This is a genomic window from Thermus brevis, assembly GCF_026427635.1.
GTDB lineage: Bacteria > Deinococcota > Deinococci > Deinococcales > Thermaceae > Thermus > Thermus antranikianii.
The window spans coordinates 36,825-52,278 of record NZ_CP102606.1 but is presented as its reverse complement, the minus strand read 5'-3'; the positions used below and the strand labels follow the sequence as shown (position 1 = coordinate 52,278).

At 63.0% G+C, this 15,454-nt stretch carries 18 protein-coding genes; 3 read left to right on the top strand and 15 right to left on the bottom strand.

Going from position 1 to position 15,454, the window contains the following annotated elements; genetic code table 11:
* Positions 1-14 precede the first annotated feature (14 nt).
* Both KQ693_RS00275 and KQ693_RS00270 read left to right on the top strand, forming a co-directional pair.
* Complete coding sequence (locus tag KQ693_RS00275) at positions 15-587, top strand: lysophospholipid acyltransferase family protein (RefSeq protein ID WP_267261574.1); 573 nt, start codon at positions 15-17, stop codon at positions 585-587.
* Between the two features lie 43 nt (positions 588-630).
* Complete coding sequence (locus KQ693_RS00270) at positions 631-996, top strand: DUF4870 domain-containing protein (RefSeq protein WP_267261573.1); 366 nt, start codon at positions 631-633, stop codon at positions 994-996.
* Here the strand turns inward: KQ693_RS00270 and acpS are convergent.
* Together acpS and KQ693_RS00260 are read right to left on the bottom strand one after the other, a co-directional pair.
* Positions 974-1,351 (bottom strand): holo-ACP synthase, encoded by a 378-nt coding sequence (gene acpS, locus KQ693_RS00265; protein WP_267261572.1) that lies wholly within the window; start codon positions 1,349-1,351, stop codon positions 974-976. The two genes, KQ693_RS00270 and acpS, sit on opposite strands and share 23 nt — an antisense overlap.
* The gene (locus KQ693_RS00260; RefSeq protein ID WP_267261571.1) at positions 1,348-1,476 is read right to left on the bottom strand and encodes a hypothetical protein; all 129 of its coding nucleotides are present in this window, start codon (positions 1,474-1,476) and stop codon (positions 1,348-1,350) included. The genes acpS and KQ693_RS00260 overlap by 4 nt, the downstream gene beginning before the upstream one ends.
* Before the next feature lie 57 nt (positions 1,477-1,533).
* On the opposite strand from KQ693_RS00260, the gene rsmF reads away from it, so the two are divergent.
* Positions 1,534-2,901, top strand: a complete 1,368-nt coding sequence (rsmF, locus tag KQ693_RS00255) for a 16S rRNA (cytosine(1407)-C(5))-methyltransferase RsmF (protein WP_267261570.1) — start codon at positions 1,534-1,536, stop codon at positions 2,899-2,901.
* Between the two features lie 5 nt (positions 2,902-2,906).
* Here the strand turns inward: rsmF and KQ693_RS00250 are convergent, their stop codons facing one another.
* From KQ693_RS00250 to KQ693_RS00190, 13 genes are all read right to left on the bottom strand, one after another.
* Positions 2,907-3,302 (bottom strand): type II toxin-antitoxin system VapC family toxin, encoded by a 396-nt coding sequence (locus KQ693_RS00250; protein WP_267261569.1) that lies wholly within the window; start codon positions 3,300-3,302, stop codon positions 2,907-2,909.
* Positions 3,290-3,517 carry a type II toxin-antitoxin system Phd/YefM family antitoxin gene (locus KQ693_RS00245; protein WP_028493416.1) on the bottom strand — a complete coding sequence of 76 codons (228 nt, stop codon included), beginning with the start codon at positions 3,515-3,517 and terminating at the stop codon, positions 3,290-3,292. Before KQ693_RS00245 ends, KQ693_RS00250 begins: the two co-directional genes overlap by 13 nt.
* 11 nt (positions 3,518-3,528) lie before the next feature.
* Entirely contained in the window at positions 3,529-4,584 is a 1,056-nt protein-coding gene (locus tag KQ693_RS00240; RefSeq protein ID WP_267261568.1) for a 3-dehydroquinate synthase, read from the bottom strand.
* On the bottom strand, positions 4,562-5,116 hold the full coding sequence (locus tag KQ693_RS00235; RefSeq protein ID WP_028493414.1) for a shikimate kinase: 555 nt from the start codon (positions 5,114-5,116) through the stop codon (positions 4,562-4,564). The genes KQ693_RS00240 and KQ693_RS00235 overlap by 23 nt, the downstream gene beginning before the upstream one ends.
* A gap of 17 nt (positions 5,117-5,133) precedes the next feature.
* Positions 5,134-6,285, bottom strand: coding sequence for a chorismate synthase (gene aroC / locus KQ693_RS00230; RefSeq protein WP_267261567.1), 1,152 nt, complete (start codon positions 6,283-6,285; stop codon positions 5,134-5,136).
* Positions 6,286-6,388: 103 nt separating this feature from the next.
* Complete coding sequence (locus KQ693_RS00225; RefSeq protein WP_267261566.1) at positions 6,389-8,566, bottom strand: secretin N-terminal domain-containing protein; 2,178 nt, start codon at positions 8,564-8,566, stop codon at positions 6,389-6,391.
* Positions 8,547-9,518, bottom strand: a complete 972-nt coding sequence (locus tag KQ693_RS00220; RefSeq protein WP_267261565.1) for a competence protein — start codon at positions 9,516-9,518, stop codon at positions 8,547-8,549. The genes KQ693_RS00225 and KQ693_RS00220 overlap by 20 nt, the downstream gene beginning before the upstream one ends.
* Positions 9,515-10,138, bottom strand: coding sequence for a type IV pilus inner membrane component PilO (locus KQ693_RS00215; RefSeq protein ID WP_267261564.1), 624 nt, complete (start codon positions 10,136-10,138; stop codon positions 9,515-9,517). Before KQ693_RS00215 ends, KQ693_RS00220 begins: the two co-directional genes overlap by 4 nt.
* Positions 10,128-10,751, bottom strand: a complete 624-nt coding sequence (locus KQ693_RS00210) for a flagellar protein FliT (RefSeq protein ID WP_267261563.1) — start codon at positions 10,749-10,751, stop codon at positions 10,128-10,130. Before KQ693_RS00210 ends, KQ693_RS00215 begins: the two co-directional genes overlap by 11 nt.
* Positions 10,744-11,877 (bottom strand): type IV pilus assembly protein PilM, encoded by a 1,134-nt coding sequence (pilM, locus tag KQ693_RS00205; RefSeq protein WP_219760144.1) that lies wholly within the window; start codon positions 11,875-11,877, stop codon positions 10,744-10,746. The genes KQ693_RS00210 and pilM overlap by 8 nt, the downstream gene beginning before the upstream one ends.
* Positions 11,878-12,068: 191 nt before the next feature.
* Positions 12,069-13,073, bottom strand: coding sequence for a homoisocitrate dehydrogenase (locus KQ693_RS00200; RefSeq protein ID WP_267261562.1), 1,005 nt, complete (start codon positions 13,071-13,073; stop codon positions 12,069-12,071).
* Positions 13,074-13,145: 72 nt separating this feature from the next.
* Positions 13,146-13,655 (bottom strand): DUF5317 domain-containing protein, encoded by a 510-nt coding sequence (locus KQ693_RS00195; protein ID WP_267262389.1) that lies wholly within the window; start codon positions 13,653-13,655, stop codon positions 13,146-13,148.
* Positions 13,656-13,690: 35 nt separating this feature from the next.
* Positions 13,691-15,106, bottom strand: coding sequence for an HD-GYP domain-containing protein (locus tag KQ693_RS00190; RefSeq protein WP_267261561.1), 1,416 nt, complete (start codon positions 15,104-15,106; stop codon positions 13,691-13,693).
* Positions 15,107-15,454: the final 348 nt, after the last annotated feature.

Below are 15,454 nucleotides of genomic sequence, written 5' to 3'. Positions count from 1 at the left end.
TATACTTTCAGGGTATGCAGAAACTGGCAGGCCTGGTTTTGCGAAGCCTCGGGTGGCGGTACCATATGCCGCCTCCTCCCAGCCGGAAGTACGTGCTGATCGGTGCCCCCCACACCTCCAACTGGGATTTCCCGGTGGGCCTCCTGGCCCTATGGGCATTGGGGATTCGGGCCCGGTGGTTGGGGAAGAAGGAGCTTTTCCGGCCCCCCTTGGGCTGGCTCTTAAAGCTTCTTGGGGGTATTCCCGTGGACCGCTCCCGCCGGAACAACCTGGTGGACAGCGTGGCGGAGGTTTTCCAGCGGGAGGAGGAGATGGCCATCCTCATCACCCCGGAGGGTACCCGGGGGAAGGCACCTTACTGGCGGAGCGGCTTTTACTACATGGCCCTGAAGGCCGGGGTGCCCATTGCCCTCGGCTACGTGGACTTCCGGAAAAAGGAGGTGGGGATCGGGGGCTACCTCTGGCCTTCCGGAAATCTCAAGCAGGATTTTGAGGTCATCCGGGCCTTTTACCAGGACAAGGTGGGTTTGAGGCCCGAGAGGCAGGGCCCCATCCGCATCCGCGAGGACGTGGAGGAGGTGGCCTAGGCAGAAGCTAGCCTCTGGCCCATCTTCTTGATAAACTTGCTTTATGGAACAACCCACCCCTTTGACGGATGCGGACCGGACCTGGGCGGCGGTGGCCCACCTGGCTCCCCTGGTGGGGTATTTCATCCTTATAGGCCAGATCCTCTTGCCCTTGGCCATCCTGCTTTGGGGTCCGAAAAGCGCTTTCGTCCAGGCCCACGCCAAGGAGTCCCTAAACGGCCAGATCAGCTACACCCTCTACGGCTTGGCCCTCCTTCTGCTGGCGATGACCGTGGTGGGGTTGGTGGTGGCGGTTCCCCTGGCCTTTGCCCTGGTGGTCCTGGTCCTTTGGAACATGATCCAGGGAGCCCTGGCAGCCGGCAGGGGAGGGACCTATGCCTATGTCCTTATCCTGCGCCTGGTGCCCTAGCTTCCAGGACCACCACCGCCAGGGCGTGGCTTTTCTCGTGGCTTAGGGAGAGGTGGGCGAAAAGGTTTTCCGCCTCGAGGCGGGCCCTTACCTTTGGGGCAAAGCGCAAGACCGGTTTCCTCCCCTCCATCCCCACCCAGACTTCCTTCCAGGAAAGGCTTTCGGGCCAGCATTTCTGGAAGGCTTCCTTGGCGGCGATCCGGGCAGCAAGGCTTGGGGCAGGGTCCTGGTGGCGGAGGGCGTAGGTTAACTCCTCCTCGGTGAAAAGCCTTTTTAGGGCTTTTCCCCCGTGCTTTTTGAGGAGCTTTCGCACCCGGTCGATTTCCACCAAATCGGTTCCGATGGCTTGAATCATGGGAGGTGAGGTTCCTGATTGTCCCCCGCCAGGGCCAGGAGCTGGCCTTCCCGGTACCCCAGGGACTTCTTTCCCTTGAGGGTCAGGTAGGCCCCGGGGGTAGGCCTTTCCGCCACAGGAGCCATAGGGCCATTTTAGCCCGGCTCCTTGAGCCAGGGGGTTTTTCGTGCTAGGGTACTCGGGTGTTGCCCAAGGCCTTCCTCTCCCGCATGGCGGAGCTGTTGGGGGAGGAGTTTCCCCTTTTCCTCAGGTCCCTTACGGAAGGGGAAAGGAGCTATGGCCTAAGGGTGAACACCCTGAAGATAACGCCGGAAGACTTTACAAGGATCGCCCCCTGGCCCTTGAGGCCCATCCCGTGGTGCCCGGAAGGGTTCTACTACCCAAAGGAGGCCCGGCCGGGGCCCCATCCCTTCTTCTACGCCGGGCTTTACTACATCCAGGAGCCAAGCGCCCAGGCGGTGGGGGTGCTATTGGACCCTCAACCTGGAGAGCGGGTTTTGGACCTGGCGGCGGCTCCCGGGGGGAAGACCACCCACCTCCTGGCCCGCATGGGGGGAAGGGGTCTTCTTTTGGCCAACGAGGTGGACGGTAAGAGGATCCGGGGCCTTTTGGAAAACGTGGAGCGCTGGGGGAGTAGGCTCGCCGTGGTGCAGGCCCCGCCCCGATTCCTTGCGGAGGCCTTTGGCCCGTACTTTCACCGGGTTCTCCTGGACGCTCCCTGCTCCGGGGAGGGAATGTTCCGCAAGGACCCCGAGGCCATCCGCCACTGGGGTCCTGGGGCCCCCAGGCGGGCTTCCGAGGTGCAAAAGGGGCTTCTCTCCCAGGCGGCAAGGCTTTTGGGGCCGGGAGGGGTTTTGGTCTACTCCACCTGTACCTTCGCCCCGGAGGAGAACGAGGGGGTGGTGGCTCACTTCCTACGGGAGCATCCGGAGTTCCACCTGGAGGATGCCTGCTACCATCCCCTGTTTGCTCCCGGGGTGCCGGAGTGGGGGGACGGAAACCCCGAGCTCAGGAAGACCGCCCGCCTCTGGCCTCACCGCCTCGAGGGGGAGGGGCACTTCCTGGCCCGCTTCCGCAAGGAGGGGGGTAGCTGGGGCACGCCACCAAAGGAGCGCATTCCCCCCTTGAGCCAGGAGGCCCGGAAGGCCCTTGCGAACTTTCTGGGGGAAGCGGGTTTGGACCTGGAAGGCCCCATCTGGGAACGCTCAGGCCACCTTTACCTGGTTCCGGAGGAGCTTCCCTCCCTGGCTGGCCTTAAGGCCCCAGCCCCCGGGCTTTACCTGGGTCTGGTGCAGAAGGGACGCTTCCGCCCGGCCAAGGCCCTCGCCCTGGCCTTCGGGGCCACCCTTCCCTGGCCCCGTCTTCCCCGGGTGGCCTTCACCCCGGAAGACCCCCGGGCCTTGGCCCTGGCCACGGGGGCGGGCGTGGCGTGGGAAGGGGAGGACCTTCCGCTAGCCCTTCTGGTCCTAAGGACGGAGGTAGGGGAGTTTCCCTTGGACTTCGGCAAGGCCAAGGCCGGGGTGCTCCGGCCTATGGGGGTGGGGCTTTAGGCTTCTCACCATACGATGGCCGCACCCAGGCTCTTCAGGGCTTCGTCATGGGATACAAGGAGTGCCCTTTCCAAGAGGCTTTGGGCTACCAGCATGCGGTCAAAGGGGTCCCGGTGGTTTCCGGGTAGGGAAGGGGCTAGGAGGGCGTGAGGACCCTTTATGGGGAGCTCCTGGGCTTTCAGGGGTTCCAGCCAACCAGGATAGGCGGATAGTACGGCCTCGCCCTGGGGAAACCGGCCTAGCCGGGATTTGATGGCTATTTCCCATAGGGAAGCCGCGCTTACCAGGCGGGTGTTCTGCGGATCTTCCAGCAGGCTCCTGGCGTGAGGGGAAAGGCGGTCTGGTTCTACCAAAGCGTAGAGGAGGGTGTGGGTGTCCAGGAGGAGCCTCAGCCCTCCCATGCCGTGAGCTCCTCCTCTGGCAAGGGGGCGTGGAAGGCCTCCCAATCCACAGGGCCCAGACGCCGCAAGGTGCCTAGTCGTACCCCTTCCTCCCAGGGGCTCAGGCGGGCCAAGGGGCGGCCGTAACGGGTGATGACGATCTCTTCCCCCCGGCGTGCCGCCTCGAGGAGTTCGGAGAGCTTGGCCTTAGCCTCATGTACACTTACCCTGCGCATGATGATTTAGACTAACATTTCTGGTCAAAAGAAGCAAGCCCCTCGAGGACCTCCCGCCAAAGGCCGAAGGCCTCCCTTAGGGTTGCTTCTGGAAGGGGCTTCACCGTGAGGTTTCCCAGGCCCAGGGGCACCACCCAGTGGAGGCTTTCGGAAACCTTCTTTTTGTCCCTGAGGAGGTAGGGAAGGAGGTCCTCCCAGGAAACCCGGGGGAGGGGAGGGGGAGAAAGCCACCTCAGGAGGCGGAGGACCAGGGGAGTGAGGTCCTCCCCTCCCAGGAGTTTGCCGAGAAGGGCAGCGTAGAGGAGGCCGTAGGCCACCCCTGCCCCGTGGGGCAGGGCGTGGTGGGTGTAGGCCTCCAGGGCGTGCCCCAGGGTGTGGCCCAGGTTTAATAGCCTCCTTTCCCCCTTTTCCGTGGGGTCCTGCTCGGTGATCCTCACCTTCACCGCCACCGCCTGGGCCAGGTAGGCCTCGAGGCGGGGGCTTTCCGGCGTGAGGTCCTCCACCTCTAAAAGCCCCTCCTCCCCGGAGATGATCCCGTGCTTGAAGGCTTCCACCAGACCCTCTTTGAAGGTGAAGGGGGGGAGGGTTTTGAGGGCCTCGAGCTCCGCATACACTCCTTGGGGAAAGTGGAAGGCTCCCACCAGGTTTTTCCCCTCGGGGAGGTTGATGCCGGTCTTACCCCCCACGCTGGCGTCCACCACGCTTAGGGTGGTGGTGGGGAAGGAGAGGTAGGGGATTCCCCGGAGGTAGGTGGCGGCCACAAACCCCCCCAGGTCGGTGAGGGTCCCTCCCCCCACCACCAGCAAGGTGGTGTTCCGGGGTAGGCCCTTCTCCGCCAGGAAGGAGAGGACCCGGCCGTAGACGGCCAGGGTCTTGGCTCCCTCGCCCCCTTCCAGACCTAGCTGGTGTTGGACCCCGAGGCGTTCTGCCAGCTTCTGGGCAAAGCCTTCCGCCCGCCGGTCGTAAAGAAGGGCCGAAGGACCTTCGGGGGTCCGGACCTCCTCGAGCACGCCTTCCCCAATCAGTATGGGGTAGGAAACGGGTTTACGGACGATGAGCCTTCGCATAGCTCCAAAGCTTCTCCACGATCTCCTCCACCACCTCCTCCACCTTCCGGTTGTCGGTGGAAACGTGCACGTGGGCCTCCCGGTAGATGGGGGTGCGGGCCTCGAGGAGGGTCCTTATTCTCTCCAGGGGATTTTCCACCTGCAAAAGGGGCCTTTCCCCGGGCTTGCGGGTGGCTCGTTCCAGGATGGTTTCCGGGCTGGCCCAGAGGGCCACCACCGGGCCCCTGGCCAGAAGCTTCCTGCGGTTTTCCGGGTCCACGAAGGTACCCCCGCCCAAGGAGAGAACCAGGTACTCCTTGCCGAGAAGCTCCTGCACCGCCTCCCGCTCCATCTGCCGGAAGGCTTCTTCCCCCAGGTGGCGGAAGATATCGGGGATGGATAGCCCCGTGCGCCTTTCTATGTAGCGGTCCAGGTCGATGAAGTGGAGCATGAGGGTGCGGGCCAGCTCCCTACCGATGCGGCTTTTCCCCACCCCCATGAAACCGGTGAGGCTGATGAAGGTGGCGGGGCGGGGAATCTCCAGGCGGGTCATGGAGCCATCCTACGCCTTTAGTAGGTTAGGACCCGAGCCTTGTACCGCTCCACCCGTTCCTGTATCTCCTCCATGGTGTCCCCGCCGAACTTCTCCAGGTAAGCCTGGGCCAGGACGATGGCGGATAGGGCGCAGAGGATCACGCTGGCGGCGGGCACGGCGGTGACGTCGGAGCGTTCCCTGGCGGCATCCGCGGCCTGGTGGGTCACCACGTCCACGGTGGGGAGGGGTTTCATCAGGGTGGCGATGGGTTTTAAGGCAGCCCTGAGGATGAGTTCCTCCCCGGTGGTCATGCCCCCCTCGAGGCCCCCCGCCCGGTTGGTGGTGCGGTAGAACCCCTTCTCCGGGCTCCAGTAGATGGGATCGTGAACCTCCGAGCCCCGCTTCATGGCGTTTTCAAAGGCGGGGCCGATTTCCATCCCCTTCACCGCGGGAATGGAAAGGGCCATCTGGGCCAGACGGCCATCCAGCTTGCGGTCCCAGTGCACGTGGCTTCCCAGGCCCGGCACCAGGCCGCGGAAGCGGGCCTCGATCACCCCGCCTAGCGTGTCCCCTTCCGCCTTGGCCTGGTCTATGCGGCGGATAACCTCGGCCTCGGCCTCAGGATCGGTCATGCGCAAGGGGCTTTCCTCTATGCGGGGTACCAGGTCCCAGGAGAAGGGAACCTGGGCCCACACCCCCGCCATACCCGGCACGTACCCTGTTCCCTCAACTCCAAGAAGGCTCAAGAACTTCAAGGCCACCGCTCCCACCGCCACCCGCATGGCGGTCTCCCGGGCGCTGGCCCTTTCCAGCACGTCCCTTAGGTCCTTGTGGCCGTACTTGATGCCCCCCGAAAGGTCGGCGTGGCCGGGGCGGGCGGCGGTGAGGGCCTTCTTTCGGGGTTCGTTCCCCGGGGCAGGGTCCATGATCTCCACCCAGTTCCGGTAGTCGGCGTTCCTGATGGCCAGGGCCACCGGGGCTCCCGTGGTGCGCCCCGCCCTGACGCCGGCGCGGAACTCCACCCGGTCGGTTTCGATGACCATGCGCCTTCCCCGGCCATAGCCCTTCTGACGCCGTTCCAGCCAGGGGTTGATGTCCTCCTCGGTGAGGGGGATGCCGGCGGGCAGGCCCTCAATGATGGTGAGAAGCTCAGGGCCATGGGACTCGCCTGCGGTCAGGAACCTCATGGGCCTATTGTAGGGCAAGCGACCTGGGATAGACCCAAGCCAGGGGATCAGCAAAGCCCAGCTTTGCAGGCTCGCCTCCCCTGGCTGGGAGGGGTAAAGGAGCTTAGCGGCTTGCGGTTTCCTTCAAGATGTCGGCGGTGATGACTACCAGAAGCTCCCGGTCGGTGGTTTCCTGGGTGCGTTGTTTGAAGAGTTCCCCGATCAGGGGGATATCCATAAGGAGGGGAACTCCCTGCTGCACCTGGTTGTTTTCCTGGGAAGTGAGACCCCCGAGGACCACGGTCTGCCCATCCCGCACCCGCAGGGTGGTGGTCACCACCTGCTTGGTGAAGCGGTCCACATCCCCGTCCACGGGGTTGCGCTGGACGTTCCCGGAAACTTCCGCCTTGATGTTGAGGAGGATCTGCCCGTCGGCGGTGATCTGGGGAGTCACCTCCACGATGATGCCGATGTCGAAGGGTACCCGCTCCACCCGGTCCCCCACCACCCGGCGGATGAGGAAGGTTTCCCCGGACTGCAGGCGGGCGGTCTGGTTGTTGAGCACGGTTTGGTTCACATCCCTAAGGGCTCGGGAAAGGCCCTGGCGCTGGAGGGCCTCGAGGGTGGCGATGATGTTCAGGGCAGCCAGGCTCCGGGTGCTGTCAAAGATAAGGGAAAGCCCCGTGTCCAGGATGCTGGCCGCCACATTTCCCCCGGCAATGGTGTTCCACTTGAGGCCCAGGTTTCGGCTGAAGTTGGACTGCACCTCCTGGATGCGCACCCTCAGGTTCACCTGGGGCACTGCCTGGTCCAGCTTGGGAATAAGGCCTTCCACCAGGGCTAGATCCTCCTGCGTGCCCGTGACGATCAGGGTATTGGTGCGCTCGTCCGCCACCACCGTGGCCTGGCGTGTGGGGGCTTGGGGCTGGGCCTGGCCCTGGGGAGCCTGGGCCTGCCGGGCTTGCAAGGCCTCCTGGAGCACCTTGGCCAGGTCGGCGGCCTTGGCGTTGGAGAGCTGGTAGGAGCGCTGGAAGACAGGTGGCCCCTGCTCGGGAGCCCGGTCGATCTGAGCCAGGAGGTTCTCCACTTCAGAAAGTTGTTTCTCCGTTCCCCGCACGGAGAGGACAGGTTGCCCGGGCACCGTCTGCACCACGATCCCCGGTACCTCCCGGGCCAGGAAGGGAGCTACCTTTTCAGCATCGGCGAAGCGCAAGGGGTAGAGCCTCCGCACCGTGGTCTCCTGGGTGGGCGGGGCCACCTGGGGAGGCACATCGGCGGCCTTGAGGACCTCGGCGAAGAAGGCCTGGTCGGCTTCGGTAGCCTCCAGAAGAAGGGCTTTGGGGTTACCCGGGACACCTTCCAGGCGAGCCCCTTTCAACTCCCTTTCCAGGACGGGCTTAAGCCTTTCCTGGGCTTCCTGGAAAGTGAGGTTCTGCAAGGTGTAGACCCGGCGCACCATGGGGGTGGGCTTGGGTACATCGGCCACCTTTAGGAGTTCGGCGATGCGGGCGTGGTCCTCCTCGGTGGCGGTGATGAGGGCCCGTTTGGGGTCGGTGGGAACCACGGCCACCTGGGCGTTCGGGACCTGTGTTTGCAGGAAGGAAAGCACCTCGGGGAAGGTGGTGTGGGTGAGGATATAGCTCCGCTCCACCTTTGTTTTGGGTAAGGTGAGGGCGGGTAGGGGGCGGAAGTCAATCCCAGCCCGCTGAAGGATGTCCGAGAAGCGAACGTGCTGTTCTGGGGTGGCCAGGACAGAGAGTAGGGCCCTGAGTTTGCCCCCTTCCTCTACGACAATCCAGTTCACGCTAAGCCCGCTGGCTTCCCGGGAAAGGAAGGGCAGGAGATCGTTTTGCACCCAGCCCTTGGCCCCATCTATGTTCACCACGGTGCGGGCCTGGCCCTGGGCGTCGGTTTCCGTGCGCCGGTAGGCGATCTCGGGGATGGCCACCAGGTAGGGCTTCCGCTCCATGGCCCCGGTGCGGCTTGGGGCGTCCACCAAGGCGGTGATCACCTGGGTGGGGGCCACCACCACCACGTCGGGAGGCAGGAGGAGGTAGTCCAGGTTGAACTGGGTGCCGTAGGTGGCGAAGAGGAGGTCCCAGACTTCCCGGAAGGGTTTGCCCTGGAAGTCCAGCTTGATGTTGGGTAAGGGGGGCTGGGCCTTGGCCGGGTCGCCGGAGGCATCGTAGGCCCGGTAGATAAGGGGCTGAAGGCCCACGCTCCGGGCCAGGGCTTCCAGGACCACGTCCAGGGGCAGGGTGAGCCCGGCCCGCACCTGGCTTTCAGAAACCTTCAGGTCCACCTCCTGCTTGCATCTTTTCTAAAGCAATCTCCAAGCTTTCATCCTTCAAGGCCAGCACCACCCGGTCGCTTTCTATGCGGCGGAGCACTGCTTCGCTACCTGGAAGAAGGCTGCCCACGGGCAATACCAGGTACCCTTCCTTGGTTTCCAAGATAGCCACGCTCACCGGGCCCAAAAGCGTACCCGCCAGCTTGATGCCTTTCTCCTCCACCAGGGCTTGCAAGGGGGTTTGGGGGGAAGTAGTGGGGGAGGGTTCAGTCTTTCCCCCCTCTGGGGTTTGGGGTGCCCTGGGTAAAGGAGCCTCCACAAGGCCAGCGGGTGGGGTGAGGAGAGGTGGGGTTTCCACCTGGGCTTTGGGGGTTTCCACCTGGAAAGCGGGGGTAAGCACCTTGGGAGCGGGCAGGGCTCCTTGGCTTCCCGGGAGAGGCCGGGGTGGAGTTTGAACGCTTGGGGTGGGCAGGGGTGTTCCCTGGGTTACCCGGACCGGGGCCCCTGTGGGTACGGGAGTGGGCCTAGGTGCCGGGGCAGGGGAGGGCACGGGGGGAGAAGGTGGGGCCTCTACCACCAGGGGCACAAAGGGGTTTGGAAGCGGGGCCTCTTGTTGGGTTTTGGGGATGGGCAAGGCGGGGGTCAAGACGGGCTCGCCTGCTTTAGGGGCTTTCTGGGAAGGAGAAGCCTCGGGGCTAGGCTTCGCCGCTTGACCCGGCGGAGGAGTTTCGGCGAGGGGTGGGATGGGTGGAGCTTCTATGGCCTTGGGGGCTTCCGCTCCCTGGCTGGGCACCTGAGGTTGGCCGGGGGTGGGTTGCACCTCCATGGGTACCTGGGCCGGGAGGTAGAAACCCACATACCAAAGCGCCACGGCGCTCACCAGGAGAAGGCCCGCCAGGAGGAGCTTGGTGGACTGGGGTAGGTTGCGCCAAGCCGTGGCCAGGCGCGCTAGAAGGGCTTTCACCGACCACCTCCTTGACCTGTTTGCGGGGATGGAGCTCCTTGCGTCTGGGGGTTTGCTTGGGGCTGGGCAAGGTCCTTGGCCAGCATGTAGAGGGTAAGGGTCAAGCTGGTGGAGAGAAGGGGATTCAAGTCCTGGCCCTGGACGCTGAGGTTGAGCCCGGAAAGGGAGCTGAAACGGGAAAGTCCTTCCAGGCGCTTCAAGTAGGTATAGGTTTCGGGGAAGGGCGCCTCGAGGGAAAGGGCCAGGTTCACCGCCCGCACCTCCGGTACTGGAGCCGAGGTGGGGGAGCGGGTGAAGGAGCGCACCGTGACCCCGCTCCTTAGGGCCTCGGTCAGGATCTCGTTCAGAACCTGGGAAAGCCGTTCCTCCTTGGGAAGTGCCCTCAGAAAGGCTTGGCGCTCGGCTTGCAGCTCAGCGATGGTGGCCCGGAGTTCTGGAAGGGCGCGCTGGGCTTGCCTTCCTTTATCCCGCTCGGGGATAAGGGCGTTGATCTCCTGGCGCACGCTTTCCGTTTCCTGACGCATGGGGACGATGAGGAAAAAGTACCAGAGGAGGGCCACCACCAAGGTGAGGGCGATGGCGATCAGGGCCCACTCCCGCTGTCCCAATCTAGCGAGCACTTTCCCCACCTCCCACCAGGCCCACCCGGGCGCTGAAGGTGTAAAGCCCCCGGTTCTGGTCCAGGGAAGCCCCCTGGAACTCTATGCCGAATCGGGGCGAGGTTTCAAAAGCCCGCACGAAGCTCACCAGGGCACTCTGGTTCAGGGCTTCCCCCTGCACGGTGAACTCCACCACTACCTTCTTGCCGTCATAGATCCCGGCTTGAGCCATCCGGTTGGCCTCGTCCTCGGGAATGGCCCGGGTACCCACGGAGCGCAGGGCCACGGGGAGGCGTCCGCCTTGCTGGGGGATTTGCCGGATAAAGGCCGTCAGGTACTCGGACCAGGGGACGAAGTTCTTCTTAAGGCCTTCCCGGATGGCGAGGAGGGCCTCGAGGGCCTTCCTCTCCTGCTGGAGGCGGTTTTGTTCGGCGATGAAGGGCTTTAAGGCTTCCACCTCCGCTTTCAGGGCATCCCTTTCCTGCTTGGCCAGGGTAAGTTCGGTGTAGGCGGTGTAGTGGAGAAAGCCCAAAAGGGAAAGGGTCAGCAGGGCAAAGGCCCCCGCTGCCAGACGCCACCAACCCGGTTCAATGCGGCGGCGCAGGTTTTTGGGGAGAAGGTTAAGCCTAATCAAGGGGCATCACCCCCCGTAAGGCCAGGCCCACGGGCACCAGGAACTCCGGTTCCATCTCCTTTATCTTTTCCAGGTCGAAGCGTCTGGGATCCACCTGGATGCCCTGCCAGGGGTCGGGGACGGTGAAGTTGACCCCCAGGGTATCGGTAAGCAGGGTGGACAGGCCTCTAAGCCGGCTTCCCCCGCCATAGAGGTACCCTACCTCCGGTTGTATGTCCCCCAGTTGTACCCGGAAAAACTCCAGGCTCCGGCGGATCTCCTGGGTGAGTTCCACCAGGACAGGCCGGATGGCATCGTAGATTTTGGCGGGGCTGTACCGTTCCCTCTCGGCGTCAAAGTCCAGAAGAAGCTCCTCGTCCTCGGTGGGGATGGTGGCGAGGCCGTAGGTGCGCTTCACCTCCTCGGCGGTGAGGAAGTCCAGGCCAAAGCTTTTCCCAATAGCTTCAGTGAAGTCCTTGCCGGAGAGGGTGAGGATCCGCACCGCTAAGGGGCGGTTTCCCTTAAGGAGGACCAGGCTGGTGCTTTCCGCCCCGATCTCCACGGCCACGGAAACCCCTTCCGGGTCGCTGCTGAGCTGGGCTTCCAGGGGATAAAGCCCGGCAAAGGGTTTTACATCCAAAATGATGGGGGTCAGGCCTGCTCCCCGCAGGGCTTCCAGCAAAGAGGCCACCGCTTCCTGCCGGGCTGCCCCCACCATCACCTCCACCTGTTCCCCCTCAGCTACCTCGGCCAGGGGATCTAAGGGGGCGAAGTCCAGGACCACCTCGTCAATGGGAAAGGGGATGTACCGCTCCGCTTCCCAGCGAACCGCCTCCTCCATCTCCTTGAGGGGCATCTTGGGCACCTGAAGGGTGCGCAGGATGACGCTGGGATTGGGCACGGCGGTCACCACGTAGCGCTTTTTGGTCCGGGCTTCGGCGAGAAGTTCCTTGAGTTCCTGAGCCAGGGCCTGGGGCTCGGCGATCACCCCTTCCACCAGCATTCCCGGGGGAGTGGGCCGGGTGGCCAGGGTCCTGAGGGCGGGAGGATTTCCGGAGAGTTCCACCAGTTTGAGGTTGGCGGCGCCGATCTCCAGGCCCAGCGCCTCCACGCGGGGTTTGAATAGCTTGCTAAAACCCGAAAGCACGTTGCCTCCTTAACATGGAGCGGTGTAGCCGCTATAAGCCATAAGCGAACCTGCTTGCAGTATACACGCTCCTACCTGGAATAGGGAAGAGGAACTCGCTAGCATTCCCTCGTGGGTTTCAGCCGCATGTACCTTAAAGAAAACTGACACCCCTCGAGGACCTCCCCTCGAGGGGTGCTCGGGCGAAAGCCTTAAAGGGCCTTTAGCGTTTCCACCACTGCTTTGGTAAAGGTTTCCGTGGTGGCGGTTCCCCCCAGGTCCGGGGTGCGGGGACCTTTTTCCAGAACCAGGTCCACGGCCTTTTCCACCTTCTTGGCCGCTTCCTTCTCCCCCAGGTACTCCAGCATCATGGCTGCGGAGAGGATGGTGGCAGTGGGATTGGCTATGCCCTTGCCGGCGATATCGGGGGCAGAACCGTGCACGGGCTCAAAGACCGCCGTGGTGTCCCCGATGTTGGCGGAAGGCGCAAGGCCCAGGCCTCCCACCAAGCCAGCGGTGAGATCGGAGAGGATGTCCCCCAGGAGGTTGGTGGTGACGATCACGTCAAAGCGCTCGGGGCGCATGACAAGCTGCATGGCGCAGTTGTCCACGATGATGTCCTGCACGTTCACCAAGGGGTAGTCCTTGGCCACCTCCCGCACCGTATCCAGGAAAAGCCCCTGGGTAACAGGGAGCACGTTGGCCTTGTGGGCGATGTGCAGGGTTTTGCGGGGGCGGCCTTCCGCAATCTTCAAGGCCACGCGGCCGATGCGCTCGCTGGCCTTTTTGGAGATCACCGCATCGGCGATGGCCACATCCAGGTAGCGCCGCTCCTGCTCCACGTAAAGCCCCTCGGTGTTCTCCCGCACGATGATGAGGTCCACTCTGCTCCGGCTTCCCGGCACGGGGCGGCTTTTGGCAGGGCGCACGTTGGCGTGGAGGTCCAGCCTGCGCCTGAGGTAGCGGATGGCCCCGAAGAAACCCGGTACCTTCCTTGTGGGGCTGGTGGCAGCCCCGAAGAGGGTGGCTTGGCAGGAAAGGATTTTCTCCACGGTTTCCTCGGGCACGGAAACCCCTCTTCGCTCAAAGGTTTCCCAGCCCGCTTCGGCCTCCACGAACTCCAGGGGAAGCCCGGTGGCTTCCAAGACCTTCCTGGCCGCCGGGATCACCTCGTGGCCGATACCGTCGCCCTCAATCAAGCAGATGCGATACGCCATATTGCCTCCGGACTTAGGGGTAAGCCCCCTCCTTGGGAATATACACTACACCAGGCCGAGGAGGTGCCGGGCTCAAATGCGAAGGGCGAGGAGAAGAAAGACCAGCAGGAGGAAGGCCAGCACCCTAAGGGCTGCCTGGCGCCTGGGTAGCCGCCTTCCCCCTGCCCTCAAGGCTCCTTCCACCACCACCCCGGCGATTCCCGCCAGGATGAAGAGATCCCCCGGGCTTGCCGCCTTGCGCAAGGGGGGAAGAGGAATGACGTCCCCCAGGAAGGGAAGGCGGGTGGATTCATCCAAAAGGCTATGCACGGCGTCGGCCCTGGTTTTAAGAAGCTCCTCCCAGCCTTCTATGCCTGCTTTCTTAAGGGTGTCCAGGCTTACCGGCATGTGACCCCCATTGGCAAAGATGACCAAGGTGTTCAGAAGGAGCCCGAAAAGCACCAGGTAGAGGCTTTTCAGGTGCTGGTTCCGGTAAAGTCCGTACCCCACCAGGAGGAGGACCAGGACCTTGGCTAGAGGACCTGCCCACTCGGGCCGAAACAGGCCCCGGTAGGTGCCATAGGCCAAGCCCCCTTCCACCAGGGCGGCCAGGATAAAGGCCCAGGAAGCCCTTAGCTCTATTGCTCCGAGGTCCTTTGCCCTGGCTCCGAGGGCGAGGGCGAGGCCGATTCCGAAAAGAGCAGCGGCAAGGTAGAGCGTGATACCGATCCCTCCTTTGCGTCCAGGTAGGCCTGGCGGTCGCGCCACAAGGGGTTTTGGTGCCAGAGCTCGGTGAAGAGCTTGACCAGCTTGGGGTCAAACTGGATGCCCGAAAGGTCCTGGATTTCCTTGAGGGCTTCCTCTGAGGATTTGGCCGGGCGGTAGGGGCGGCCTGCGGTCATGGCCTCGTAGGCATCGGCCAGGCCCACGATGCGGGCTTCCTCGGGGATCTCGTGCCCGGCGAGCTCCTTGGGGTAGCCGCGCCCGTCCCAGCGCTCGTGGTGGTGGAGGATGACGTTGTAGACCAGGGGGCCAAAGGCTACTTTCTCCGCCGGCTTCAGGAGTTTGGCCCCCAGGGTGGTGTGGCTTTGCACAATCCGGTATTCCTCGGGGGTTAGCTTGTCGGCTTTTAGAAGGAGGGCCTCGGGGATGCCGATCTTGCCGATGTCGTGGAGCCGGGCAGCCCGGTAGATCTCCTGGGCCTTAGCCTCGTCCTGGTAAACCAGCCGGGCCAAGTCGCGGGCGATGTCGGCCACCCGCTCGGAGTGCATGCGGGTTTCCGGCTCCTTGGCTTCCAGGGCGTGCATGAGCACCTCCAGGGTGGCGTCAAAGGCCTGCTCCAGCCGTACCTTCTCGTCCCAGTAGAAGCGGCTGTAGTAGAGGGGTATTAGGAAGAGAAGCACCGTCCAGCCGCCCCAGTTTCCTAGTAGGGGGGTTTCGTAAGCTCTTGCCAAAAGGAGGGCCAATGGAGAGAGAAGAAAATAACTAACCATTAGCCAGCTAAAGTTCTTTTTCCAGACCTCCCGCCACGGCGTGCCGCTGGCTAGATGGATGATTCCTGTAACCAAGGTCATGTTTACGACGATGAGAGCTATTGCACCCAGGCCTATACCTATGCCAGCGCTCAGGTCTAAAGTTCCCAGGTACAAGGGGCTAGTTTGGAAGAACTGCCAGACCAATACGGCGGCCGCAGTGGCCAAAGCATCCTGGGAACGGTTGAAGAGCTGTTTGTACCAAACTTTATCGCTAGGTTGGAATAGAAAAACCCATAGGGGAGCAAGCCAGGGAGGGGTGAGAACCACTAAGGCCAAGGAGAAAAGAAAAAGTTGGCTCATGCTGGCATTTAAGGGTAGGCGGATTCGTATTCGGACGCTCCAAAAGACCAATACTGCCCAGAAAAGAAGGTCAAACCATGTCAGTCCAGGCGGGGGGAAACGGAACTCGTAACGTAGGAGAAGATACCCTTCCAGGAGTAAAAAGGTTGCGAAGACGGTGAGAACAAGGGCGAAAACCCGGGGTGGAGGCAGCTCCAGGCTGTGTAGCTTTTGCAACATACTGGCCTAAGGATAGCACAAAGCCCCCAAGATCGGGGGCTAAGGGGCTAAAAAGAAAAAACGGCCAACCTGTGGCCGTTTTTACTCCCAGTGCGCAGTAGCTCCGGCTGCCAGTCCAAGAGCGATTAAGCTGCCGAGAAGCACCAACACCCTAGCGATCAGCTTCTTCATCTTCATCCCTCCTTTTCCCAGAGCTTCCGGGGGGTTGGCCCCGTTTGCTTGTCTTTCACTTTAGGGGGGTCTGTCAATACTGTCAAGAGGGAAAGAATAGGTATCAGAACGGTGAAAACAGTTATTACCCTAACGATTTTTGGGAGTGAGTCAGATTTATACTACCCAGCCTAGCAC

What these genes read in the sequence shown, in the direction of transcription:
- KQ693_RS00275 (WP_267261574.1), top strand. Translation starts at nt 15, where the DNA reads ATGCAGAAACTGGCAGGCCTGGTTTTGCGAAGCCTCGGGTGGCGGTAC.
- KQ693_RS00270 (WP_267261573.1), top strand. Translation starts at nt 631, where the DNA reads ATGGAACAACCCACCCCTTTGACGGATGCGGACCGGACCTGGGCGGCG.
- acpS (WP_267261572.1), bottom strand. Translation starts at nt 1,351, where the DNA reads ATGATTCAAGCCATCGGAACCGATTTGGTGGAAATCGACCGGGTGCGA.
- KQ693_RS00260 (WP_267261571.1), bottom strand. Translation starts at nt 1,476, where the DNA reads ATGGCTCCTGTGGCGGAAAGGCCTACCCCCGGGGCCTACCTGACCCTC.
- KQ693_RS00250 (WP_267261569.1), bottom strand. Translation starts at nt 3,302, where the DNA reads ATGGGAGGGCTGAGGCTCCTCCTGGACACCCACACCCTCCTCTACGCT.
- KQ693_RS00245 (WP_028493416.1), bottom strand. Translation starts at nt 3,517, where the DNA reads ATGCGCAGGGTAAGTGTACATGAGGCTAAGGCCAAGCTCTCCGAACTC.
- KQ693_RS00240 (WP_267261568.1), bottom strand. Translation starts at nt 4,584, where the DNA reads ATGCGAAGGCTCATCGTCCGTAAACCCGTTTCCTACCCCATACTGATT.
- KQ693_RS00235 (WP_028493414.1), bottom strand. Translation starts at nt 5,116, where the DNA reads ATGACCCGCCTGGAGATTCCCCGCCCCGCCACCTTCATCAGCCTCACC.
- aroC (WP_267261567.1), bottom strand. Translation starts at nt 6,285, where the DNA reads ATGAGGTTCCTGACCGCAGGCGAGTCCCATGGCCCTGAGCTTCTCACC.
- KQ693_RS00200 (WP_267261562.1), bottom strand. Translation starts at nt 13,073, where the DNA reads ATGGCGTATCGCATCTGCTTGATTGAGGGCGACGGTATCGGCCACGAG.
- KQ693_RS00190 (WP_267261561.1), bottom strand. Translation starts at nt 15,106, where the DNA reads ATGTTGCAAAAGCTACACAGCCTGGAGCTGCCTCCACCCCGGGTTTTC.